Raw genomic sequence first — 21,744 nt, 5'->3', positions numbered from 1 at the left:
ATTGTCATGATCCGGTTGATAAACCGGACAATTTTGTTTGTTCTCAAGCTACAGCATTCCCGTCGGACTGATGACGCCGCGGCAACAGAAGCGCTTTCCGCGGGGGGCGGGACTTGACAGACCATCGGGGGGGGGGGTAGGGTTCAGATTTGTCCGGGGTTTTCCTCAGACATCACGCGTCGGAAGCGTGTCCGGCACTCCCTGAGCGCTGACTTTCCTCCGGAAAGCCGCAGGGGGGGGGGGCGGGATTTCACGGCCGGCCGCGTGCAGCTCCCTCACAAAAATTCCGCTCCGCAAGCGCCCCTGCGGGCATTCCGCAGGGCGGACTGCGTGGAGCGCCCCCTGAAGACCGATGAAATCAGGACAGATTTTCTTCACCGACGACACCGCGGCCGCCCGTGCCGGCACCCCGCGTCCGACGGATGACGGGACGGAGACTGACATTGTCAGGGGCTCCATCTTCGTGAAGCCGGGCCGTCCGCGGAAGGCGAGTCAGGAAATCTCGAGCGACGGCTCCACCCTCACCGGACAGGATGCCGAAACGAGAGAGATCGTCGAGGACGCCGAGGCGTCGAACTGACGCCCGGCCCGGAGGTTCTCAGCCGCGGATCTCGCCGCGGTCGCGGTCGTGCACCACGCCGAAGAGCCGCTCGATCGCGGCCATCATGCGGCGGCAGTCGTCCGCCTCCGGATGCAGCACGTCGAAGAGCGCCTTGTAGCGCGCATCCGCGCGCGTGAGAATCGCGAGGCGCTCCTCGCGGTCGAGCGTCACGGCATGCGCCGCGGCCCCGTGGAGCGCGAGGATCAGGTCCCCGGCGGCCATCAGAAGCTCCTCGGGATCGATCACCGCCTCCTTGTCGACCGGAAGCGAGCAGGCCACGCCGCCCCAGAAGCGCAGATCCGGGTTCCCGAGGTTCTCGAGCGTCTCGGCGGCCTGTGCCGCGCAGCGCACGAGCGGATCGCGGCCCTCCGTGGGGAGCATCCCGCGCCAGTCCTCAACCTCGCCGAAGTTCATCGCCCGGTTGCCCTCGGCGAGCTTTTCAATCGCGGCGTCAAAGCGCCCCGTGCGCATCAAGAGCAGCCCCTCGACCCAGTCGAGCGGCGGGTCCTTCTCACCCTTCGTCTGTGCGACGGACTTCATCCTGGAGAAGCGGTTGAGGGCGACCTGGGCGAGCGCGAGCGTCTCGCTCACGCCTTCCCGGCCCGGTCCGAAGGCAATGAAGAGGCGCTTCAGGATCCCGACCGTGAACGGGCGGTCAAGCCAGCGCTCGGCGGGCAGCGCCTCGAAGGCGGCGATCGCCGTCTGAGCGCGGCCGAAGCCCGCGCGGGGGATCTCGTCGAGCGTGTCGATGAGCACGTCCTCGGGGGCGGCGGCCGGAACCGAGGGTGCCTCGGCCGCAGGGACGGCCCTGGCGGCCTTCTCTTCGTCACCGCCGAGAAATTGCTTCAGCCAGTCTCTGATCCCCATGCTTGACCTCCGGAAAACGCGTTTTTTTCAGGCACTGCAAATTCAATCCTATCGCCCCTCGGAGCGCGCCGCATCAGGCATTCTGTGCAGTTCCTCTGTCTCCGGGAGGGCGGTGCAAGTGATTAAACGACGCTTTCCCGTGCCACGGGATGTAGTTCCTCTGCACCTTTCACTGTTAGAATTGCATACCCTCTCATTCCGATAACAAGAGGCACTCTCACGCGTCTCCCCCTCGCAACACTTTCCAACCATCGCAAGAGAATTCCCACATGCGACGTCAGCTTACCTTCGCGCTGATACTTGTCACGCTTGCCTACTGGGGCGCGAGCCTCTGGACCCTTGAGCCGTGGATCCACGGCACGGAGTTCATCCTCGCCTGCGCCCCGGCCGCCGTCGCCTTCCTGATGCTCATCTCGTTTCTCTTCTCGGGACGCATCTTCGCGCCGAACGACAAAGTCCGGCGTCTATTCTCCACGGTGCTCGCCGTGACGCTCCTCATCGTGCTCGCCTGTGTCTACGTCGACATCCTGATGGTCGACGGCATGATCTTCGAGCGCGGCCTCGAGCTCTTCCGCCTCGAGATATTCGCCGACCGGAGGCTCCCCTTCACGCTCGCCTTCGCGGGCGCCATCGTGCATCCGGTGCTCTTCGTGATCGCCGGCCTCGGCCTCCTCGCGCTCCCGCCTCCCCGGGACAGCTTCTTCAGTCACTGAAGCGCGCGACTGCGGCAGCGCTTCTCCAAGATATGCAAAGGGCCGGAAAATCCGGCCCTTTTTGCGCAGCATCCCGACCGTCCGCCCCTCCCCGAAAGGCTGCGGGAGCCGCCCTCACATCCCGTGAGGTTCCGCAGTCCCTGGCGGACGAACGGGACGGACAGCCGGGATCTCACCTCCTCGAACAAATCTCTCAGCCGATGTCGTCGTCCGCAGGAAGGAACGACGTCTTCGGGTGCCCGCAGTCCGGGCAGATGAAGGTCGTCGGGAGCTTGCGGAAGGGCGTTCCCGGCGGAATCGACTCCTCGGGACACCCCTCCTCGGGATCGTAGATGTACCAGCAGACCCGGCACTGCATGCGCGTGTCGTCGCTGATGCGCTCGGCGGCGAGCCGGTCGAGCACATCCGCGATGTCGCGCCCGCTCGTGAAGTGCGGGTTCTGACCGTCCTTCCCGTCAGGCATGGCCGGCTCCGTTCTTCGGAGCGCCGAGCGAGCCGCGCTCGAGGTCGCCCTTCACCCAGTCGATGAGGTCGGTGCACTTCTCGATGCCGTCGCGGTACTCGTCGGCGGTCACCGGGATCTCCGGCGGCATGCGGGCGATGATGAAGGCGTCAAGCAGCGTCTTCCCGGCGTTGTTGATGATGCGGCTTCTCCAGACGTTCTTCACGCGGGTGCGGTTGAAGCGCGAGTGCGCGAAGCCCTGGAGCTCGACCTCGATGTCGCCCGTGCCGAGCGTGGAGAGGAGCGAGTTCATGTCGCCGCGCGAAAGCGGCTGGCGCTGCATCTCCACCATGAAGGCGGGCTTCTCGGGAAGGGTCTCGAACTCACCGGCCTCGCGCGCGACGCCGAGCTGGTGGCTGAGTTCGCCGAGGATCGCCGGCGCGGCGAAGACGTCGGGCCCGGGGTTCACGAGATCGGGGATCTCGTCGAGGCCGCGGTCGCCCACGACGAGCACCGCGCGGGGGAGCCTGCCGAGCACGAAGGCGTTCGAGGCGCCGTCCGGGCCCGTCTGCACGCGCCAGAGGCCGGGGATGCCGGTGTCGCCGGCCTTCGCCTCGCCGCCGAAGAGCGTGATGCGCACCTGGCCCTCGCCCAGGGTGGCGAGCAGGAAGTCAATGTGCTTCACGTCAAAGGCGGAGAAGTCCCAGACTTCGTGGAGGTCCATTCCGTCCTTCCTCGCGCGTCCCGACTCGATGTCGGCCACGGCCTTCTCGAGGTGCGTGCGCACGTCCGTGAGAAAGTCGATGGTGGCGAGCGCCGCCGCACGTTCCGTCTCGGGGTCAAGCTTGGGAGCCTGGAGCCACCGCTTCGCGGCGTCCATCGCGGAATAAGGCTGCATAGCCATGGGGGTTTTCCTCTTCGTTGAATTTTTGTGTGGGTTTGTTTTTCTGTGCCTCAGCCGCAGGCGGAGTCGGAGACCGGCGCCTTCGGCAGGATCGTGATCGTTCTCGGGGGCGCCTTCTTGCGCACCGCGATCTCGGCGAGCTTCGTGATGTAGCCGTCCCAGCTGTCGAGGCCCTCGCAGGCGCCGAGATAGACGCCGTCGCGGAAGAGCGCGAGCGCGGGGAGCTTGCGCATGCCGAAGCGGGCCGCGAGCGCGCGGCCCTCGGCGGGCTCGGTCATCCAGGCGCCGGTGAAGGCCTTCGAGATCTGCTTGAAAATCTCCGGGCCGATCACGACGATGTCCATCGTCTCCTTCTGCTTGTTCGGATCATCGGCGAAGATCGCGAACTTGAGACCGGAGACGGCGAGGAACTCGTCGATCGTGGATTCATTGAGCTTCTTGAAGCCGGACTCGCCCCAGAGACGCGCGAAGAGCGGGTTGTTCTCGGGGTCGATCACGGCGACGCGGGTGAACTTGGACATGTGAGTCTCGTTTCCTGTCTTTCTTGAATTCTGTTCTTCTCAATCACTTGAGGGGCTTGCCGACGAGCGCGCGCAGGTGCGGCGGGAGCTCGGGCTCGCGGTCGACGAGGTCCGAGAAGCCCGCGCGGATGTCGTCCTCGCCGGCCTCGCCCATCATCGCGAGCGCAGTGGCGCCGAGCGCGGCCTCGATGTCGCGGGCCTCCTCCTCCGTGATCGGGCGCAGGGCCCGGTCCTGGAATACGAGGAGCCAGTCGCCGGGCTTGGGCGGCTCGATCATCGTGATGTCCACCTCGACCTCGCGGTTCGGGCGGCTGCAGCGCGCGCTCACCTCATTGCAGGAGATCACCTGCATCGGAAAGGCAATGCACATCTTCTCGTCCGCTCCGTCTCTCAGTCGTCAAACTTGATGTCGCGGTCGACGGCGTGGCCGGCGATGCGCTTCAGGAACCGCTCGTCACCCGTGCGGCAGGCGTCCTCGGCGTCGGGGCGGCCCTCCTCGTAGGCGTCCATCTGCAGGACGTCAAAGGAAAGGGGCTCGACCTTCTCGCCCTCGGGGCGCTCGGTGACCTCGTGACCCCACTCGCGAAGAACGCCGCGGGCGAGCTCGAGCGCCTCGGGGAGCCTCGCACGGATGCCGCTCGAGAGGCTGCCGCCGTAGTCCTCGAGCTCCGCGGGCTGCACGCCGACGACGGCGAGGTCCTCCGGGAGGCTCCCGAGGATCTCGGCGGTGGCGAGCAGATCGTTGAAGCCGGACTGATGGGGCGAGATCTTGGTGGAGGACCAGATCTTGATGTCCTCCGCCCTCAGGAGCCTCAGCGTGCCGGGCTCGCTCTTGAGGTCGCAGCAGTCAAAGACAAGGATGCGACGCGACGAGCAGATCTCGTCGACGAGCCAGCCGCCGAGCGTGCCGCCGTCCATCACCTCCACGCCCTCGGGAACCCGGAAGCGCTGATGAAAAGCCTCGGCCGCGCGGGGGCCGAAGCCCTCGTCAGCCCAGAGGATGTTTCCGATGCCGAGCACGAGCACGTCGCGCCTGAAGCGCGGGCTCGGCTGAGGGATGTCTGCGTTTTCCGCCGGGGTCATTCTTCTTCCTCGTTGAATCCTTGTACTTTTCAGGAGTCTCCCCCGGGCGGTTTCTGTGACCCGCTCCCTTGAGGAGACTCGGACTTTGTAAATGACTATATCCCCGCCGCAACTCCTCCCGCCTCAGTCTTAAGAGTGAGGGAACACTGCCAAAAGAGTTAGAAAAATACAGCCCTTTCGGGAGAGGCCGGGCCTCCGCATAAAAGCCCGGAAATGCCCGGAGCGGCCCCGCGGACGCCGTCCTCACGGGAGGGCGGACGGCCTCCCCGCAGCAAACCCTTTCATGTCAACCCCAATCGCCTGCGATAATGGATGCCTGCCGGGGCGGCCGACCGACCGCCGGCCCCGGGTTGCAGCCGGGAAGCCCCGTGCCCCCGCGGAATTCAACGGAACCTCGTCATGCCCGAAGAGAAGAAAACAGCCGAAGCGAAGACGCCTGTCATCAGACCCATCAAGTGCTCGAGGAAAAGGCCGAACCAGAGGAAGCACCCGGGCTGGGGCGGCGCGCGCAAGGGCTGCGGCCGCAAGTGCGAAGGCGACAAACCGCTCGACAACATCATGGCGATCCGGTTCATCCGTCCCGACCGCGACATCTACCATGCCGCGGGCGGCACCGCCTGGCTGCGCAGGCTGCTGAACGCCATCCTCGCGAGGAATCCGGACGCCGCCGAGCTCGAGCTTCTGCGTGACCGCCCGGAGGAGCATCCGGTCGTGAAGGCGTTCATCGAGGAGGCCGCGGCGCGCATCAACGCCCCGGCCGCTCCGAAGGAGAAGCCCTGACGATAAGACCCGCCTCTCTCCTGAAGCGGGTCCTTTCATGTTCACTCCCCGGGAGCCGGGGTTCCGTGAGGATCAGCTGTGCGCCGCGCGGACGGCCGCGACAAGCTCGGCCTCCATCACGGCGTAGGTTCTGCCTGCCCTGGGGCTGCCGCCGATCGTGTAGCGCACGGTCTTTGGCCCCACGCGGGGGTCCTCCCTCACGGTGCAGTCGACCGAGAGGCCCTTGCCGGCGGCATAGTCCGCGTCCGACATCGAGCGCATGGCGGCGAAGAAACGGGCGCGGGCCGCGATGTCCGCCTGGCTCATCGTGTGAAAGACGCGCGCGACCCTGACGAGCGCGCCGCCCTTCTCGTCCGTGCCCGTCTCATCGCGCTCGGCGCCGAGAAGGCCGGTCGTGTCGAGTTGAGTGCCCGCCGCCTGAACGCTGATCTCTGCCAATTCCGCCGCTCCTGAAAAAATCCTGTCGAATGCCGCCGGGGCCGCCCGGCCGAGCCCTCATTCTACTTGCAACGGCGCGGCCCGCTTCCTTCCCCGTTCCTGCCCCCGTTCCGAGCTCCGTCCGGCATGCCGGTTCCTGAGAATTAGAATTCCTTCACACCCCAGGCGGGCCCGAAGCGCCCGCGAAAGAACTCATCAGACCGTGAGGGAAGAACCGCCATGAACACCCGGGAGAAACTTGAGCACCTGCGCGAATGGATGCGCACGAATGACGTCGCCGCGCTCTACGTCACCTCGGCCGATCCGCACCAGAGCGAGGCCGTGGCCGCGCACTGGAAGACCCTGCAGTGGCTCTCGGGCTTCACGGGCAGCGCCTGCACGGCGGCGCTGACGCTCACCGAGGCGGCCTTCTGGACGGACGGCCGCTACACGACGCAGGCCGGGCGCGAAGTGGACGGCGACGCGTTCACGATCTTCACGACGGGCATTCCCGGCACGCCCACGCTCTGCGAGTGGCTGCGCGCCCGCTTGAAACCGGGCGAGCGTCTGTCTTTGCCTGGCGAGGTGCTCTCCGTCGCACAGCTCGAAAGCTTCCGCGCGGAACTTCCCGGCGTCGTGATCACCGCCGACGGCAACCCGGCGGCGGAGCTCCGCGAGTCCCTCTCCGAGCGCCCGGCTCTCCCCGACGCCCCCGTCTGGCCTTTCCCCGGGGAGTCGGCCGTCACGCCGCGCGTGCAGAAGCTCGCGGCCGAGCGAGCCGAGCTCTCCCGCATCGACCCGCAGGCCGCGGCGCTTCTCACGGGCCTCGAGGAGATCGGCTGGATCACGAACCTGCGCGGCGACGACCACCCGCTCTACCCGCTCTTCCATGCCTTCGCGCTCGTGGGTCCCGGGACCGCGACGCTCTTCGCGGACCGCCGGAAGTTCACGGACGACATCGTCCGGGCGCTCGCGGCCGACGGCTGGGAACTCAGGGCCCGTGACGCCGTTCCCGAGGCCCTCTCCGCCCTTCCCCTGGAAACGGTTCTCCGCATCGACCCCTTCCGCACCCCGGCCGGGTTCCTCGAGGCCGTGCCCGCGGGCGTGCGCGTCTCGCGCGGCCCCGAGCCCGCGGCGCGGCTGCGGGCGATCCACTCCGCGGCCGAGATCGAGAGCTTCCTCGAGGCCAACCGCCTCGAGGCCGTCGCCGTCATCCGGCTCATGCGCTGGATCGAGGAGAACGCCGGCTCGGGCGAGCTCACCGAGTACGGGGTCGGGCAGCAGCTCGAGCACTTCCGCCGTCAGATGCCCGGGTACCTGCACCCCGGCAACATCCCGATCGTCGGCTACGGTGCCAACGCCGCGCTCCCGCACTACCGCCCGGGGCCGGAGAAGAGCGACGCCGTGAGGCCCGAGGGATTCCTGCTCTTTGACGTCTGCGCGCAGTACCGCTCGGGCACGACAGACCTCACGCGCACGGTCGCGGTGGGAGAACTGACCGATGAGATGAAGCGCGACTACACCCGCGTGCTCCGGGCGCACCTCACGCTCGCGCGGCAGCGCTTTCCCGCGGGCACGACGGGGAACCTCCTCGACGCGATCGTGAAGTCCACCCTCTGGCGCGAGGCCATCAGCTTCAACCACGGCACGGGCCACGGCATCGGGTACGTGAGCAACGTCCACGAGGGACCGGGCAAGATCAGCATCGAGCTCGCCCCGGCCTTCCCCTGGGCGCACGCGACGCCGCTCGAGCCCGGCATGGTCTTCTCCGACGAGCCGGGCATCTACCGCCCGGGCCGCCACGGCATCCGCATCGAGAACGCGGTGGCCGTCGAGGAGGATACGGAGACGGAGTTCGGGCGGTTCCTGAGGTTCCGCACGCTCACCTTCCTGCCCTACGAAAGAAAGGCGATCCTCGTCGCCGACCTCACCCGCGAGGAGATCGAGCAGGTGAACGCCTATCACCACGAGGTGCTCGAGCGCATCGGACCGGCGCTGACCGAGGACGAACGCCGCTGGCTCTGGAGGAAGACCCTCCCGATCGGCTGATCATCAGTCCCGCCGACAGAATGAAAGCGCCGCCGGAGAAAGGAATACGGATCCCTCCCCCGGCGGCGGCTCTCAGATCAACCGGTTGATGAATCAGACCCGCACGAGCTCGATGCCCTCGGACTCGCCGCGGTTGCGGCTGTAGGACTTCGAGACCGGGTCGAGCCAGTGCTCGTGGACGCCGAGCGACCCGACGCGGTTCCCCGCGCCGTCCGTGTAGGCCGTGCCCGACGGGGCGCGGTCGGCGAGCGCCGACTCGTGGAGGTAGTTCTCCATCCCGGGCGAGGAGCGCAGCGTGTAGTTGCGCTCGAGCATGTTGGGCTCGGCCGTGAGGAAGTCCGCCCCGACCGAGTCGATCGACACCGGGTCCTGGGAAGCGAAGAGGCTCGCCATGAAGCCGCCGGCGAAGGGAGGCATCGTCCAGAGGGCGGCCTCGCGGGTGGTGGAGACGATCTCGCCCGTCGCGGTGAGAAGCCCATCGAGGAGACAGAGCACGGTCTTGCCGCCCAGGTGCGCGCGCGCCGAGAGGTCGGTGAGGACGGAGTAGTTCCCCGCCCGGGCCCCGGCCACGTTGCCGTGGAGGCCCGCCGCCTGCGGCGCGCGCAGGCGGTCGGAGTTGACGAAGCTCCCGAAATGGTTCTTCGCGCAGAGCGTCATGCCGTAGCTGTGGCCCTTCAGGTTCGCGAGATTGATGAGGTAGTCGGCCTCGGTCACGCACTTCGGCAGGTACGAGCGGTCGCCGCGGATGCGGCCCGCCCAGTCGATCGGGTGCGAGCGGTCGGCGACGGCGTCGTCGGGCGCCCCCGGCCTGCGGTGGCGGAACACGACGCCCGCGGCCGCGCCCTCGCTCACCAGAGCCATGAACCAGCGCGGGAAGATGCGGCCGGCGTCATAGAGCGTGATGTTCGCCGGGGCAACGCCGGCCTCCATGAGCGAGAGGACGAGCGCGCGCACGAGCCGTGCGTTGCCGTAGGACTCCTCGGTGTGCCCGTCGGGGTCGTCGCCGTAGCCGCCCGCTCCGTTCATGTTGATCTTGACCGCGATGCGCTCGCCCTTCCGGTAGCCGCCCGAGCGGCCATGGCGGGCGTTGTGCGCCGTGAAAAGCCTTTCCCAGGCACCGCGGACGGGCGATCCGGCGTCGAGCCCCGCGAGGCCGACCAGCACCCGCCCGAGCATCTCCTCGATCACAGGCCCGGAGAAGTTCTCCGGATTCCACCACCAGCCGTCGCCCGCCCAGGAGACGGCGCGCGGGTCGTGCACCCAGGCGACGCGCCCGGGGCAGACGCCGATGCCGCGCCCGAGAGGCGGATGCGCGGGGAGAATCGGCTTCGGCGCCTTCCAGCCGGAGCCCGCGGCCGGCGCGGAGACCGCGGAGAGGCTGACGGCTTCACCGGCCCCGGCGGTGCCGGAGGCGGCGAGGATCGAGGAGCCGAGCGTCAGGGCGCCTGCGGCGCCGGGGAGCCCCGCGAGAAGTTCCCGCCGGGTGAATTCGTGAAGTTTCGTCGTCATGCGCTGGGCTCCTTCTGATATCAGTCGGAAGAGTTGATTCATATTGAATTGTCCCTGTCCCCGGCGGCTCGAACCCGCCCGTTCCGATCGAAAAACGATGAAATTCTCTTGATTTCCGGCGTCAGGCGGCTGTCACGGGGATCTCGTGCGGCCCGGCGGGAGCCTTCGCGGGCCTCATCGTTCCGGGGAGCAGCGCGAGGGTGCCCGCGCAGAGCACGGCCGAGAGGATGAAGAGCGACGTCGTGCCCGTGCTGTCAAAGAGGAGCCCGCCCGCGTTCGCCGCGGCGCCGATCGAGAGCTGCGTCACCGCGACCGAGAGTCCGCCGAAGATCTCCGTGCGGTGCGGGAGCGTCCTCACGAGCCACACCGACCAGCCGACCGGAATGAAGCCGAAGACGAAGGCTGCGAGGAAGACGGGCCCGACGATCGCGACGCTCCCCTCAAGGAGGAGCATCAGAAGGGGCGCCGCGAGCGCGGCAACGGCCGTGCCGGCGAAGGCCGCGCGGAAGGCGCTCGCGAAGAGGCGGCCCGCCACGAAGGTGCCGATCACGTTGATGACCGCGTAGACGAGAAGCGTCGTCGAGAGCGCACTTCCCGTGAGCCCTGCGCTCGTCTCGAGCACCGCGCGCACGTAGGTGAAGACCGTGTGGTAGCCCGCGTAGGCCGTGAAAGTCGCGAGAAGCCCGAAGCGGGCGGCCGGTTCGGCGAGCACCTCGCGGAAGGCGGCGAGCCCGGCGGTCTGCGCTGGCCGGACTTCAGGGAGCGTCCGCCACTGCCAGAGGAAGGTGATGAACGTGAGCGCGGCGACCGCGGCGAAGATCGCCCGCCAGCCGAAGGCGTCCGAGAGCGCGGCGGCGCCGGGGAGCGCCACCAGGGTCGCGACCGAGACGCCGGCGTAGACCACCGAGAAGGCGCCGGCGAGCGCCTTTCTTGAGACCACGGACTGCACGTAGGCGACCGAGAGCGACCAGAACCCGCCCACGGAGAGGCCGAGCGCCGCGCGGGCGGCGAAGTGGAGCGCCACCGACTCCGTCACCGCGATGAGGGCATTCGAGACCGCCGCGATCAGCGTGAAGGCGAGCATCAGGAGCCTGCGGTCGGTGCGGGGAAAGAGCGGCGCGATCAGGAGGCTCGTGAGGAACGCCGCCGCGCCCACGGCCGTGACGGTCTGCCCGGCCGTGCCGGTCGAGATGCCGAGCGCGCCGGCGATGGGAGTGAGGAGGCTCACCGGCGTGAACTCGCTTGCGATCAGGGCGGTCACGCCCGCGAAGAGCGAGAGCGTCACGGGCGTCACGGCGCGGTCGGACACGGACTGGGAGGTATTCGACATGGTGATTCTCAATCTGGAGACTGGGAAAAAGGCCGCCCGCGGCACCGGCCGCTCCCGTTGAGGGGAGGAGGCGGAATGCGCAGGCATTCGCGGAGCGGCGGGCGGAAGAAGAAGAGAACCGCCGGCACGGGTCTGTCACTGGTGAGGCCGGCGACTATGCCTCTGATGAATATTGACGAAAAAACTATATTTCCCGGGTATAATCATGTCAAATACCGAATTTTCATCGCTCAATATGCTCGAAAGGCATAGAAATTCAAGGAGAGAGGCATGGACATACGAGTGCTGCGCTACTTCATCGCGGCCGTGAAGGCGGGAAGCATCTCCGGGGCCTGCGCCCGGGTGCACGTCACGCAGCCGACGCTCTCGAGGCAGTTCATGGACCTCGAGGAGGAACTCGGCCACAAGCTCTTCGAGCGCAGCAACCGGCGGCTGACGCTCACCGAGAAGGGGCGGCTCTTCTACGAGCGGGCGCTGATGATCACGGAGCTCTTCGACCGCACGAAGGCCGAGATCGCCGCCGAGGACGCGCTCTCGGGCGAGATCCGCATCGCCGCGGGCGAGACGCCCTGCCTCGCGCCGCTCGCGAGCGCGATCGCCCGCCTGCAGCGGGAGGCGCCGCGCGTCACCGTGCGCATCGTGAGCGGCAGCGCCGAGACCGTGCGCGCGGAGCTCCGCTCGGGCGTCACCGACTTGGGCGTCTTCATCGGCGAGATCGACGCGACGGTCTGGAGCCGCCGGAAACTGAAGCGCTCCAACCGCTGGGGCGTCATCACGCGCAGGGACGGGCCGCTCGGGAAACTCTCCGCCGTCTCGCCGAAGGACCTCGTCGGCCGACCGCTCCTCACCTCCATCCAGGCCGACGCGAACAACGAGTTCGCCGCCTGGTTCGGCGAGCTCTCGCCCAAGGTGCGCTATGTCGCGCGCTTCAACCTCATCTACAACGCCTGGCTTCTCGCTCAGGCGGGCGCGGGCGACGTGCTCGCGCTCGAGGGCATCTACAACCCGGACCCGAAGAGCGGCTTCGTGTGGCTCCCGCTCACGCCGCCGCTCTCGGCCGACGTCGTCATCGCCTGGGAAAAGGACCGCATCATGCCGCCCGCGGTCGCGCGGCTCCTCGAGCTCCTTGACGAGGAGGAGATCAAGAACGGGATGAAGGAGGCGGAGGAGAGGAAGGCAAGGGCCGCGGAGCTGCTCGGTCTGCGCAGACCCGAGCCCGCGTCCTGAGCGCGCCGCGGACGCCCCGTCGCCGCACCGGGACCTCACCGTCCGCGGAACGCGCACCGTATCCGGGCGCGCCCGGAAAGTGCATGCACCGTTTCCGATGCATGCACTTTTTTGTCTGTAAATCAATTTAATTCAAAACCTGTGCCCCGAAAAAGTGCGCGGCCGCGCACCATTCCGCTCGGCCGCCCCGACACGGCGGCCTGGCCACCGGGGACACACTCCCGGCGCGGCCCGGCGTCAGGTAAATGAAACACCCTACCCACCTCAGGTTCTTCACCTAGAGCCATCCCGCATTCAGGGTAAGAAGCCCTGTCATCGCGTGCCTGAAGCGGTCATTTGGCACGGCCCCTGCTGAGAAGGGTTGCATGAAATCCGGCCAGTCCCGGTTTCAACACCGGGAGGCCGACGCTTCCCCCTAACCCACCCCAGTCAGGGAGTTTTCTCAAATGAAACTCATCACTGTAATCATCAAACCGTTCAAGCTCGATGACGTCCGCGAGGCCCTCTCAGCCGCCGGTGTGCACGGTCTCACCGTCACCGAGGTGAAGGGCTTCGGCCGCCAGCGCGGCCACACGGAGCTCTACCGCGGCGCCGAGTACGTGGTCGACTTCCTCCCCAAGGTCCGCATCGACGTTGCGGTCGGCGACGAGCTCGTCGAGACCGTGATCGAGGCCGTCCTGAAGTCCGCCCGCACCGGCAAGGTCGGCGACGGCAAGATCTTCGTCACCTCTCTCGAGCACGTCGTGCGCATCCGCACGGGCGAGTCCGACGAGGCGGCCATCTGATCCCCAGAAGCGAAGAAGCGGATTCCCTCGGAAGAGTCCCTTCCTCACCCTCAAAGAAGCAAAGCAATCCCATAAGAACTACTCGGAGATTGACAAAATGCACGCCTTAAAGAAACTCCTGCCCGCGGCCGGGCTTCTCGCGTTTGCGAGCGCCTCGGCCTTCGCGGGCGACGAGCCGACGCTCGACAAGGCCGACACGGCCTGGATCATGGTGGCCGGCCTGCTCGTTCTCCTCATGACCATCCCGGGCATCATGCTCTTCTACTGCGGCATGGTCCGCAAGAAGAACATCCTCTCGACGCTTGCGCAGTCGCTCGCCATCTGCGGCCTGCTCACCCTCGTCTGGTACTTCCTCGGCTACTCGCTCGCCTTCTCCGAAGGCTCGCCCTTCATCGGCAGCCTCGACAAGGCCTTCCTCGCGGGCATCTCGATCAACACGCTCTCGGGCTCCATCCCTGAGCTCCTCTTCGTCTTCTTCCAGATGACGTTCGCGATCCTCACGCCCGCCCTCATCACCGGCGCCTTCGCCGAGCGCATGAAGTTCTCCTCGCTCATCGTCTTCATGGTGGCCTGGAGCATCCTCGTCTACGCCCCGATCTGCCACTGGGTCTGGGGTTCGGACGGCTACTTCTGCACGATGGGCGCGCTTGACTACGCCGGCGGCACGGTCGTTCACATCAACGCCGGTATCGCGGGCCTCGTCGGCTGCCTCATGCTTGGGCCGCGCCGCGGCTACGGCACGCAGCACCTCGCTCCCTCGAACCTCACGTTCGCCGTGATCGGCGCCTGCCTCCTGTGGTTCGGCTGGATGGGCTTCAACGGCGGCTCCGGTCTTGCCGCGAATGAACGCGCCGTCATGGCCATCCTCGTCACCCAGATCGCCGCCGCCGCCGGTGCCGTCGCCTGGATGTTCACCGAGTGGAAGATGCGCGGCAAGCCGAGCGTTCTCGGCATCATCTCGGGCGCCGTCGCCGGCCTCGTCGCCATCACCCCGGGCTCGGGCTTCGTTGAACCCGCCCCCGCCCTCTTCATCGGTCTCCTCGCCGGCGTCGTCTGCTTCTTCATGGTCGCCGTCGTCAAGGCTCACTTCGGTTACGACGACTCGCTCGACGCGTTCGGCGTGCACGGCGTGGGCGGCATCCTCGGCGCCATCCTGACGGGCTTCTTCGCCTCGAGCGCCGTCACCGGCTCCGAGCTTCCCCCGATGTGGACGCAGGTCGGCATCCAGGCCCTCTCGGTCGTCGCCACCCTCGTCTACGGCGGTGTGATGAGCGCCATCATCCTCTACATCATCAAGAAGACCATGGGTCTGCGCGTCTCGAACGACGACGAACTCGCCGGTCTCGACCTCTCCGCCCACGGCGAGCGCATCGAGTAATCCACTCCCTGCAGCGAACCCACTTCCCGCCCGGACCTCTCCGGGCGGAGGCGGAAACCTCCGGAAGGCCTTCCTCAGCGACAAGCTGCGGGAGGCCTTTCTGCATCTGAACCCACATCTGAGCCTACAAATATGCAGACTGCTGAGACAACGAGGCCCCGGACTTTCATCCGAGGCCGGCGCTGTTCAAGAGACGCGAGACAGCCAGGCGTCAGAAGAGCTTCTCGTTCATGTAGATCTTTCTCAGCATGTCCTCGGCGTCGGGGCCGCGGACGCTGATGCCCGCGAACTCCGCGTCCATCATCGAGGTGAAGGTGACCATCCTCAGCTCGGACTTCCTGGGCTCCGTGGTGACGCGGAAGTCGAACTGGATGATCGTGCCGTCGTCGAAGCGGCAGGAGAACTGCACGTCGCCCGGCTCGAGCTCCTCCCAGAGGCGGGTCTTCGGGTCGCACCGGCCGTACTGCTCGAAGGCGGTGCCGACCGAGATCGTCGAGTCGTAGGCGAAGATCTGGTCGCGGGCGATGATCACCGAGGGCGTCACCTTCGGCGCCGGCGCCTCAATCAAGCGCGCGGCCGCGGCTCCGGAGAGCGGCTCCCCGTCGGGGCCCGTCGGCACGGCCTGGCAGCCTGCGAGCGCGCCGGCCAGAAGCGCGGCGGCGGAAATCAGACCGAGTTCCTTCACGAATTTCGGCATGGGGCGTTCTCCGGGTGAATGGGTGGGAATCAATCCGATCAATTCTATGCGGCCTCCCTTCGTCCAACCTGAAGACCCTGGGTGAACGATTTCCCACCCTCCGTTCGGTTCCGCCTGTTGTACACAACCTCATTACCCATTAAAGAGTATCAGGTAATTCCCAATATGGCGAATTCAACCCCGGGCACTTCTTTTCCCGTAGTATTCGGGCGAGGTCAAAGAAGCCCCTGTCCGTCCGCGAGGATGTTCAGGGGTTTCGCTTTTTCAAGAGCGTCGGAAATCCGGCGTTCCTCGCGTCTCCCGCGCCCTCACGCACTCTCCCGGTGCATCCGCGCCCCGTTCCGGTCCACCGACGCCGCCGGCCCCTCGCCGCCCCGGTCATGCACATGATCCCGGACCGGGCGACCGTCTAAAATCGCTCTCCGACTTCACCGCGCAGCGCCGCGCGTGACTCCCGGATTTCCTACAGACCTTCAGGCAGTGACTCACTCATGACCTCCTCCAGCCTTCCCCGCATCGCCCTCTTCGCCACGGGCGGAACGATCGTCTCCTCGGGCGCCGACGCCCTGCAGATGACAGGCTACCGCATCGGCGACTTCACGGTGGATGCCCTTCTCTCGGCCGTCCCGCAGCTCGCGCAGGTCGCGCGCATCGAGGCCCGCGAGATCGCCCGCATCGACTCGATGTCGATGACCTCCCAGGTTTGGAAGGACCTCGGAGCCGCCATCGCCGAGGCCGCGGCCGACCCGGACATCGCCGGCATCGTCGTCACCCACGGCACGGACACGATGGAGGAGACCGCCTGGTTCACGCACCTCACCGCCAAGACCGAGAAGCCGATCGTCTTCACGGGCGCGATGCGCCCCGCGACGGCGCTTGCGGCCGACGGTCCGCTCAACCTCCTCAACGCCGTGCGCATCGCCGCCGACCCGGCCGCCCGCGGCCGCGGCGTGCTCATTGCCTTGAACGACGTGATCCTCTCGGCGCGCGACGCTATGAAGACGAACCCGACCAACGTCGCGGCCTTCTCCGGCCTCGTGCAGGGCCCGCTCGGCCTCGTCGCCGGCGACGCCATCGTCTGGCTCGGCCGCCCCGAGCGCCCCTTCGGGCTCGGGACGCCCTTCTCGGTCGAGCAGTTCTCGCGCCCCCGCCGCCTGCCGCGCGTCGACATCCTCTACTCGCACGCGGACGACGACGGCGTGCTCGTGCGCGCCGCCGTGGCCGCCCGTGCCGAGGTGATCGTCCACGCCGGCACCGGCAACGGCTCGATCCACGAGGAGTGCGAGAAGGCGCTGGCCGAGGCCGCCGCCGACAACGTCTTCATCATCCGCGCGAGCCGCGTCCCGGGCGGCTGCGTGACGCCGGGCCTCGCCGAGTGGCAGGAGCGCGGCTACATCCCCGCGGGCACGCTTTCGCCCCAGAAGTGCCGCATCCTCGCGATGCTCGTGCTCGTGCAGTTCGGCTGGTCGCCCGAGAAGATGAAGGAAGCCTTCGCGACCTTCTGATGCCGCACTGAATCCTGGGCCGGCGGCCTGTGCCGCCCTCAGAACGACAGAACCGCGCTTTTCCCCCTGGGATCGGCGCGGTTCTTCGTTTCAAGAGGAAAGGACCGGAGTCCTTCCGCTCAGTCCTTGTAGAGCGAGCAGCAGTCGGCGGGCTTGCCCTCAAGGGGCTTCCCCTCGGCCGTGAGCTCGTGGAGCTTCCCGTCCTCGCGGCGCTCGAGCACGCGGAGCACGCTGCCGCCGGAGTTCTTCAGCAGCACACGGCCGTCCTTCACCTCAAAGAACCCCGTCTCGATGCCGCGGTCAGTCTTGATCGAGAGCGCGTAGCAGCCGTAGCTGTCGAGCGAGAGCTCCGCTCCGGCGGCCTCGTCCGAGGCGGAGACCAGGGTGCCCGACCAGTGGCCTTCGAAGCCCGTCGGCGCGCGGGCGGCGTCGGCAGTGCCGGCGAGGAATGCGAGCGAGAGAAGCGCGGTGGTGAGAACAGTGCGCGTGAACATCCTGGGAATCTGCCTTCTTTGAGAGGGCGGCATCGCTGCCGCACACAGGAAACACTCAAGAAATGGCTCGCCGCGGGAAACCCGGGCGAGCCCTCAAGAAAATCAGTGGGGAGAAAAGTGGAGAGAAGCCACACACCGCGCGTCATCCGCCCCTCAGGAGGGAGGATGCTCTGAAGTCCGGAGTGAAGAAGCGACCAAGCAAGCTTCACCGAAGATCAGATTCCGCACGAAGGATTGCCTCGCCGATCCGCTCGGAAATCTCCTCATGTGAGACAAACATACCCCAGGAATCTCACGTGAACCTTAAGGAGCTGGAGGGACGGGAACGCCGGGGAGCCGCCGCTGTTGCACTCAGCGCACGGGGAAACCCTGAAATTTCCAATAAAAACTAAGCATTCCCTCAGCGAAAACTCACGTTTCGCTCAGTAAACCCGCATAAATTCTTCAGTGTGGAGGCGCCGACGGGCGGCTCCGCGAAGGACGAACCAGGCCGCGGCATCCGTCCGAAAACCCGTTTCCCCCGGAATCCGTCTTCCCCGGCCCCGCCTCCCCACGGGGTCTTCGGAAGGAGGATCCCGCAACCGTGCCCCGTCCGACGCGCTTTCCCCATCCGCGCGTAGACAGGGCCCACAGGATTTTCGCCATGACCCCGGCAGCCAAGAAACGCATCACCCGCGCCCTCATTCTGTTCTTCGTTCTGTCACTGATCCCGCTCGTTTCCTGGCTCGGCTGGAATCCGGCCGCCGCCACCATCAGCGAGTGGAAGAAGGCGCTTGACCTCTGGTCCGGCATTCTTCTGGGCGGCGCCATGCTCGCCCTCGTCGCGAGCGCGCTGCGCCTCCCCGCGGTCGAGAAGTTCATGGGCGGCATGCCCGAGAGCTACCGCTTCCATCGCTTCCTCGGCATCGCCACCGCCGGCCTTCTTGCCTTCCACTGGTGGATGCCGCGCAAGATCGTCGAGACCGTCGTCGCGCTCGGCTTCGCCGAGGCGCCCGTGCGCAAGGCCCGCGAAGCGGCCGAAGGCTTTGACTTCATCGGCTGGCTCGGCCATGACGTCGCCTGGCTCGGGTGGCTGATGTTCGCGCTCATCGCGGTCGCCCTCTTCGGGAAGTTCATCCGCCAGACCCGCTGGGTGCAGATTCACCGCCTCTTCGCGCCCGTGGCCCTCATCGGCGCCGCGCACGGCATCGCGGGCGTTCCCGACGGGTTTCTCATGGGACTCGGCTGGTGGGCCACCGTCGCCATAGCGCTCCTCACGGTCGCCGTCGTGGTGCTCGAGTTCCGCATGACGAACCTGCGCGTCTCTGGCAAGGTCCTCGCCGAGGAGATGGTCACGGACGCCGACAAGTCGCTCACGCTCTCGGCCGCCCTCCACCGCCCCGTCGAGCCCGGCGAGTTCGTGTGCCTCTCGCTCGACAAGTCCGAACACCCGCACCCCTTCACGGTCGCGTCGGTCGACGCTCCCGCTGCTGACGGCACGCAGACCTTCACTGTCATCGTCCGTGCGCTCGGTGAATACTCGACGAAGATCGTGCGCGAGCCCGTCGCCGGCCGCACCGTTGTGCTCGAAGGCCCCTACGGCGAATTCCTGCGCAACCCCGACGCGACGAAGCCCCAGGTGTGGGTCGCGGGCGGCATCGGCGTCACGCCCTTCCTCGCGATGATGAAGGCCGCCAAGGCGCTCCCCGGCACGCGTCTCGTCTGGTCGACGCGCGGGTCGGAGACGAAGCTCGCCGAGATGGTCCGCAGGGCGGCGCTTGAGTCCGACGTCGAGCTCACGATCATTGACTCGGCGAAGGGTCAGCGCCTCGGGAAAACGCATCACCTCGCCCAATACACGGCCGGCGGCGCCGAAGTGCACTGCTGCGGTCCCGAGGGGCTCGTGAAGGCGGCCGCGGAGGGGCTCGGAAAGCTCGGCATCCGCCCGCTCGTCGAGCACTTCGCCTGGCGATGAGTTTCTCCAAAAACAAGGCGGCCCGCCTTCCCCGGCCGGTCTGAACCGGATCCGGGGAGGCGGGCCGCCTCTTCCCCCTCGTCGGGTGAGTTTCTTTTATTTATCCGATCACCAGATCACCGGGTCGAAGTAACCGGCGAAGAGAACGGATGCGCGGAGCGCCAGGGCGCCGAGGATCGCGGCGAGTCCGCCGAGGATCGCGACGCTCTTCGCGTTCTTCACGAGTGCGCAGAGTGAGGGCAGGAGGATGCCGAGCCCGATCGCGCCGCCCCAGAAGAGGAGCGAGGCGCCGCCCGAAAGGAGGCTCTCGCCGCCCGCGACCGCGCCGGGGGTGCCGGAGAGCGCGGACTGCACGAAAGCGAAGATCACGAAGGCCTCGCCCGCATGCACGCCCCAGGCCGTGCCGGAGAGCCAGTGCGGATGACCTGTCTCGAGCTTCCCCGCGGCCGCGAGGATCTCGGCGAGACCCACGGCGCAGGCAAGACCCGAGAAGAGCCAGAGCACGGGGAGCGCGGCGGTGTTCCAGAGCGGCACGCCCGCGGCCTGCGTGAGCAGGAAGCCCGAGTAGGCCGTCGCGGCGACGCCGAGGACACCGTCGAACCACGCGAGAACGCGGCCCTCGGCGAGCGCGGTGATGTCGGCGCGGCCCTTCTTCTCACCCCACCAGATGCCGATCGACTGCAGCACCACGACGATGCAGAGCACCGCGAGGAGGCAGATGCCGATGAACATCCAGCTCGTGAAGTTGAAGGACCATTCAAGCAGCGCGTTGAAGGCCGCGAACGGCAGGTTGAGCATGCGGCCGAGGTGCGAGACCACGAGGAGCGCGCCCACCACGGCCGAGACGGCGCAGATGAGGAAGACGCGGCGGCTCTTGAGCCACACGTTGAGGAAGAGCCCCATGCCGGCGAGGCCCACGAACCAGAGGAAGAACGCGATTGTCCACGCCCAGTGGCTCGTGGCGGCCTGGGCGGTGAGTTCCATGTACTGTGAGGAGATCATTTCTGCACCACCACGAAGAAGTTGGGACGGGTGCCCTTCTGGGGCATCAGACGCTCGAAGCGCCCCTTGGCAAGACGGCGCGAGATGTCCGAGGACGGATCCGCGATGTCGCCGAAGGCGCGCGCCGTGACCGGGCAGGCCGCGACGCAGGCGGGAGATTCGCCGGCGGCGACGAGCTTCTCGCACCCCTCGCCCATGCACTTGACGGGCAGCCCCGTCTTCGGATGGAGCCAGCGCACGTCGTACGGGCACGCCGTCACGCAGTAGCCGCAGCCGACGCAGCGCGAAGGATCGGTCTTGACCTGGCCCGTCACCGGGTCGTGGAAGTTGGCGCCGAAGGGACAGACCTTCACGCAGGGCGCGTCATCGCACTGCTGGCACTGCACGAGGATCTGGCGCGGACGGCGGGAGGTCTCAAGCGTCACCTTGCGGATGTTCGCGGGGAGCATTCCCCAGCCGGCGTTCTCCTCATTGAGAAGGTCCGGATAGTTCGTCTGCGCGCAGGCGACGATGCACGCCGAGCAGCCGACGCACTGTGTGGCATCAAAGAGATGCGCGAGCTTCTTTCTGGATTGAGTCATCGCTTCCTCCCTCCATCAGGCGCCGATGCGCTCGACGCGCACGGACGAGTTGTTCGAAAGCGATCCCGTGACGGGCTCGCGGCGGCCGGTGGCGAACCAGTGCGAGTTGACGCCCTCGCGCGTCCATTCATAGGCGCCGAGGTCGCGCTTGGTGCGCACGCCGCCCGAGAAGCCGTGGGCGAAGAGCGAGCCCGCGATCACGCGGTTCGTCACCGTCACGCGGCTGCGGCCCTTGACGCCCGTGTCGATGGCGGTGAGCTCGACCATGTCGCCCGTGCGGATGCCGAGGCGCTCGGCGTCAACCGGGTTCATCCAGAGCGTGCGGTCGCCAAGGAACTTCGTCGGCCACGTGAAAAGCGCGACGCCGGAGCAGGAGGCGCTGTCCTTGCCCGTGACGAGGTAGAACTCGTTCGAGCGCGGACGCGGGAGCGTGTAGCCCGGGGGCGTCTCCCAGTCGCAGACGCCCGAAGCGCCCTTCTTCTCGTACTTCGAGGCAAAGAGGAAGCTGATGATCTCGGGCTTGCCCGTGGGCGTGCCGAAGGGCTTCTTCCACGGGTAGACGCCGAACTTCTTCGTCGCCGTCCTCGACCAGCCGCGGGCGAGGACATCCTCGCGGATGCGGTCGCCGTCGCCGGGGTTCGCCTTGTTCTTCTGCGCGATGAACTTCTCCCAGGCCGCGTCCATCATGCCGCGGTACCAGGCGTGGAATTCCTCGCGGGTCTTCATCTCATGGTCATAGCCGAGACGCTCCTTCGCGCGCTCGGGGAAGGCGCGGCGCAGGATCTCGCAGAACTGCCAGATCTCCTCGCGCGCCTCGCACCCCTCGGGCGGCTCGAGGCCGGCGTTCGAGACCTGAAAGCCGCCTAATGCACACCCGAGAGGCATCTGGGCGACAAATTCCTGCC

Annotated in this window: 23 protein-coding genes; 9 read left to right on the top strand and 14 right to left on the bottom strand. The window is 67.2% G+C overall.

What is annotated here, in order from left to right:
• The first annotated feature begins 352 nt into the window (after positions 1 to 352).
• Complete coding sequence (locus Q4F91_RS02015; RefSeq protein WP_303334099.1) at positions 353 to 580, top strand: hypothetical protein; 228 nt, start codon at positions 353 to 355, stop codon at positions 578 to 580.
• Positions 581 to 598: 18 nt separating this feature from the next.
• Here Q4F91_RS02015 and Q4F91_RS02010 read toward each other — a convergent pair whose 3' ends face one another.
• Positions 599 to 1,468, bottom strand: coding sequence for a hypothetical protein (locus Q4F91_RS02010; protein WP_303334098.1), 870 nt, complete (start codon positions 1,466 to 1,468; stop codon positions 599 to 601).
• 269 nt (positions 1,469 to 1,737) lie between these two features.
• Here Q4F91_RS02010 and Q4F91_RS02005 point away from each other — a divergent pair, with 269 nt between their 5' ends.
• A complete protein-coding gene (locus Q4F91_RS02005; protein ID WP_303334097.1) occupies positions 1,738 to 2,181 on the top strand; it encodes a hypothetical protein in 444 nt (147 codons plus the stop codon).
• 193 nt (positions 2,182 to 2,374) lie between these two features.
• Here the strand turns inward: Q4F91_RS02005 and Q4F91_RS02000 are convergent, their stop codons facing one another.
• From Q4F91_RS02000 to Q4F91_RS01980, 5 genes are read right to left on the bottom strand one after another with little or no spacing between them, the layout of a single operon-like run.
• Positions 2,375 to 2,644, bottom strand: a complete 270-nt coding sequence (locus Q4F91_RS02000; protein ID WP_303334096.1) for a rubredoxin — start codon at positions 2,642 to 2,644, stop codon at positions 2,375 to 2,377.
• Positions 2,637 to 3,527, bottom strand: a complete 891-nt coding sequence (locus tag Q4F91_RS01995; RefSeq protein WP_303334095.1) for a hydrogenase expression/formation C-terminal domain-containing protein — start codon at positions 3,525 to 3,527, stop codon at positions 2,637 to 2,639. The genes Q4F91_RS02000 and Q4F91_RS01995 overlap by 8 nt, the downstream gene beginning before the upstream one ends.
• Positions 3,528 to 3,577: 50 nt before the next feature.
• Positions 3,578 to 4,048: a hydrogenase expression protein HyaE gene (locus Q4F91_RS01990; RefSeq protein WP_303334094.1), complete on the bottom strand. Its 471-nt coding sequence runs from the start codon at positions 4,046 to 4,048 to the stop codon at positions 3,578 to 3,580.
• Between the two features lie 43 nt (positions 4,049 to 4,091).
• On the bottom strand, positions 4,092 to 4,418 hold the full coding sequence (locus Q4F91_RS01985; RefSeq protein WP_303334093.1) for a HypC/HybG/HupF family hydrogenase formation chaperone: 327 nt from the start codon (positions 4,416 to 4,418) through the stop codon (positions 4,092 to 4,094).
• A gap of 20 nt (positions 4,419 to 4,438) precedes the next feature.
• The gene (locus Q4F91_RS01980) at positions 4,439 to 5,131 is read right to left on the bottom strand and encodes a HyaD/HybD family hydrogenase maturation endopeptidase (protein WP_303334092.1); all 693 of its coding nucleotides are present in this window, start codon (positions 5,129 to 5,131) and stop codon (positions 4,439 to 4,441) included.
• A gap of 399 nt (positions 5,132 to 5,530) precedes the next feature.
• Here Q4F91_RS01980 and Q4F91_RS01975 point away from each other — a divergent pair, with 399 nt between their 5' ends.
• The gene (locus Q4F91_RS01975) at positions 5,531 to 5,911 is read left to right on the top strand and encodes a hypothetical protein (protein WP_303334091.1); all 381 of its coding nucleotides are present in this window, start codon (positions 5,531 to 5,533) and stop codon (positions 5,909 to 5,911) included.
• Positions 5,912 to 5,983: 72 nt separating this feature from the next.
• On the opposite strand, the gene Q4F91_RS01970 is transcribed toward Q4F91_RS01975, so the two are convergent.
• Positions 5,984 to 6,349 carry a hypothetical protein gene (locus Q4F91_RS01970; protein ID WP_303334090.1) on the bottom strand — a complete coding sequence of 122 codons (366 nt, stop codon included), beginning with the start codon at positions 6,347 to 6,349 and terminating at the stop codon, positions 5,984 to 5,986.
• 219 nt (positions 6,350 to 6,568) lie between these two features.
• Between Q4F91_RS01970 and Q4F91_RS01965 the strand changes: the two genes are divergently transcribed.
• A complete protein-coding gene (locus Q4F91_RS01965) occupies positions 6,569 to 8,377 on the top strand; it encodes a M24 family metallopeptidase (RefSeq protein WP_303334089.1) in 1,809 nt (602 codons plus the stop codon).
• 93 nt (positions 8,378 to 8,470) lie between these two features.
• On the opposite strand, the gene Q4F91_RS01960 is transcribed toward Q4F91_RS01965, so the two are convergent.
• The gene (locus Q4F91_RS01960) at positions 8,471 to 9,886 is read right to left on the bottom strand and encodes a DUF362 domain-containing protein (protein WP_303334088.1); all 1,416 of its coding nucleotides are present in this window, start codon (positions 9,884 to 9,886) and stop codon (positions 8,471 to 8,473) included.
• A 121-nt stretch (positions 9,887 to 10,007) separates the two neighbouring features.
• Positions 10,008 to 11,216: an MFS transporter gene (locus Q4F91_RS01955; RefSeq protein ID WP_303334087.1), complete on the bottom strand. Its 1,209-nt coding sequence runs from the start codon at positions 11,214 to 11,216 to the stop codon at positions 10,008 to 10,010.
• Positions 11,217 to 11,486: 270 nt separating this feature from the next.
• On the opposite strand from Q4F91_RS01955, the gene Q4F91_RS01950 reads away from it, so the two are divergent.
• From Q4F91_RS01950 to Q4F91_RS01940, 3 genes are all read left to right on the top strand, one after another.
• Entirely contained in the window at positions 11,487 to 12,443 is a 957-nt protein-coding gene (locus tag Q4F91_RS01950) for a LysR family transcriptional regulator (RefSeq protein ID WP_303334086.1), read from the top strand.
• A 446-nt stretch (positions 12,444 to 12,889) separates the two neighbouring features.
• A complete protein-coding gene (gene glnK, locus Q4F91_RS01945) occupies positions 12,890 to 13,228 on the top strand; it encodes a P-II family nitrogen regulator (protein ID WP_303334085.1) in 339 nt (112 codons plus the stop codon).
• A 97-nt stretch (positions 13,229 to 13,325) separates the two neighbouring features.
• Positions 13,326 to 14,606 (top strand): ammonium transporter, encoded by a 1,281-nt coding sequence (locus tag Q4F91_RS01940; RefSeq protein ID WP_303334084.1) that lies wholly within the window; start codon positions 13,326 to 13,328, stop codon positions 14,604 to 14,606.
• A 211-nt stretch (positions 14,607 to 14,817) separates the two neighbouring features.
• Here Q4F91_RS01940 and Q4F91_RS01935 read toward each other — a convergent pair whose 3' ends face one another.
• The gene (locus Q4F91_RS01935) at positions 14,818 to 15,303 is read right to left on the bottom strand and encodes a hypothetical protein (RefSeq protein WP_303334083.1); all 486 of its coding nucleotides are present in this window, start codon (positions 15,301 to 15,303) and stop codon (positions 14,818 to 14,820) included.
• Between the two features lie 491 nt (positions 15,304 to 15,794).
• Between Q4F91_RS01935 and Q4F91_RS01930 the strand changes: the two genes are divergently transcribed.
• Positions 15,795 to 16,808 (top strand): asparaginase, encoded by a 1,014-nt coding sequence (locus tag Q4F91_RS01930; RefSeq protein ID WP_303334082.1) that lies wholly within the window; start codon positions 15,795 to 15,797, stop codon positions 16,806 to 16,808.
• 119 nt (positions 16,809 to 16,927) lie between these two features.
• Here the strand turns inward: Q4F91_RS01930 and Q4F91_RS01925 are convergent, their stop codons facing one another.
• A complete protein-coding gene (locus tag Q4F91_RS01925) occupies positions 16,928 to 17,302 on the bottom strand; it encodes a hypothetical protein (protein ID WP_303334081.1) in 375 nt (124 codons plus the stop codon).
• 643 nt (positions 17,303 to 17,945) lie between these two features.
• Between Q4F91_RS01925 and Q4F91_RS01920 the strand changes: the two genes are divergently transcribed.
• On the top strand, positions 17,946 to 19,256 hold the full coding sequence (locus Q4F91_RS01920; protein WP_303334080.1) for a hypothetical protein: 1,311 nt from the start codon (positions 17,946 to 17,948) through the stop codon (positions 19,254 to 19,256).
• A gap of 108 nt (positions 19,257 to 19,364) precedes the next feature.
• Here Q4F91_RS01920 and nrfD read toward each other — a convergent pair whose 3' ends face one another.
• The 3 genes from nrfD to Q4F91_RS01905 all read right to left on the bottom strand — a co-directional run.
• Complete coding sequence (nrfD, locus tag Q4F91_RS01915) at positions 19,365 to 20,258, bottom strand: NrfD/PsrC family molybdoenzyme membrane anchor subunit (RefSeq protein WP_303334079.1); 894 nt, start codon at positions 20,256 to 20,258, stop codon at positions 19,365 to 19,367.
• Positions 20,255 to 20,839: a 4Fe-4S dicluster domain-containing protein gene (locus Q4F91_RS01910; protein WP_303334078.1), complete on the bottom strand. Its 585-nt coding sequence runs from the start codon at positions 20,837 to 20,839 to the stop codon at positions 20,255 to 20,257. The genes nrfD and Q4F91_RS01910 overlap by 4 nt, the downstream gene beginning before the upstream one ends.
• A gap of 15 nt (positions 20,840 to 20,854) precedes the next feature.
• Positions 20,855 to 21,744 (bottom strand): molybdopterin dinucleotide binding domain-containing protein (locus tag Q4F91_RS01905; RefSeq protein ID WP_303334077.1); only part of this gene is annotated, 890 nt, incomplete at its 5' end.

It is taken from the genome of Sutterella sp., assembly GCF_030539355.1.
Lineage (GTDB): Bacteria > Pseudomonadota > Gammaproteobacteria > Burkholderiales > Burkholderiaceae_F > Sutterella.
Note: the sequence above shows the minus strand (reverse complement) of the source record. Positions and strands in the feature narration are given on the sequence as shown.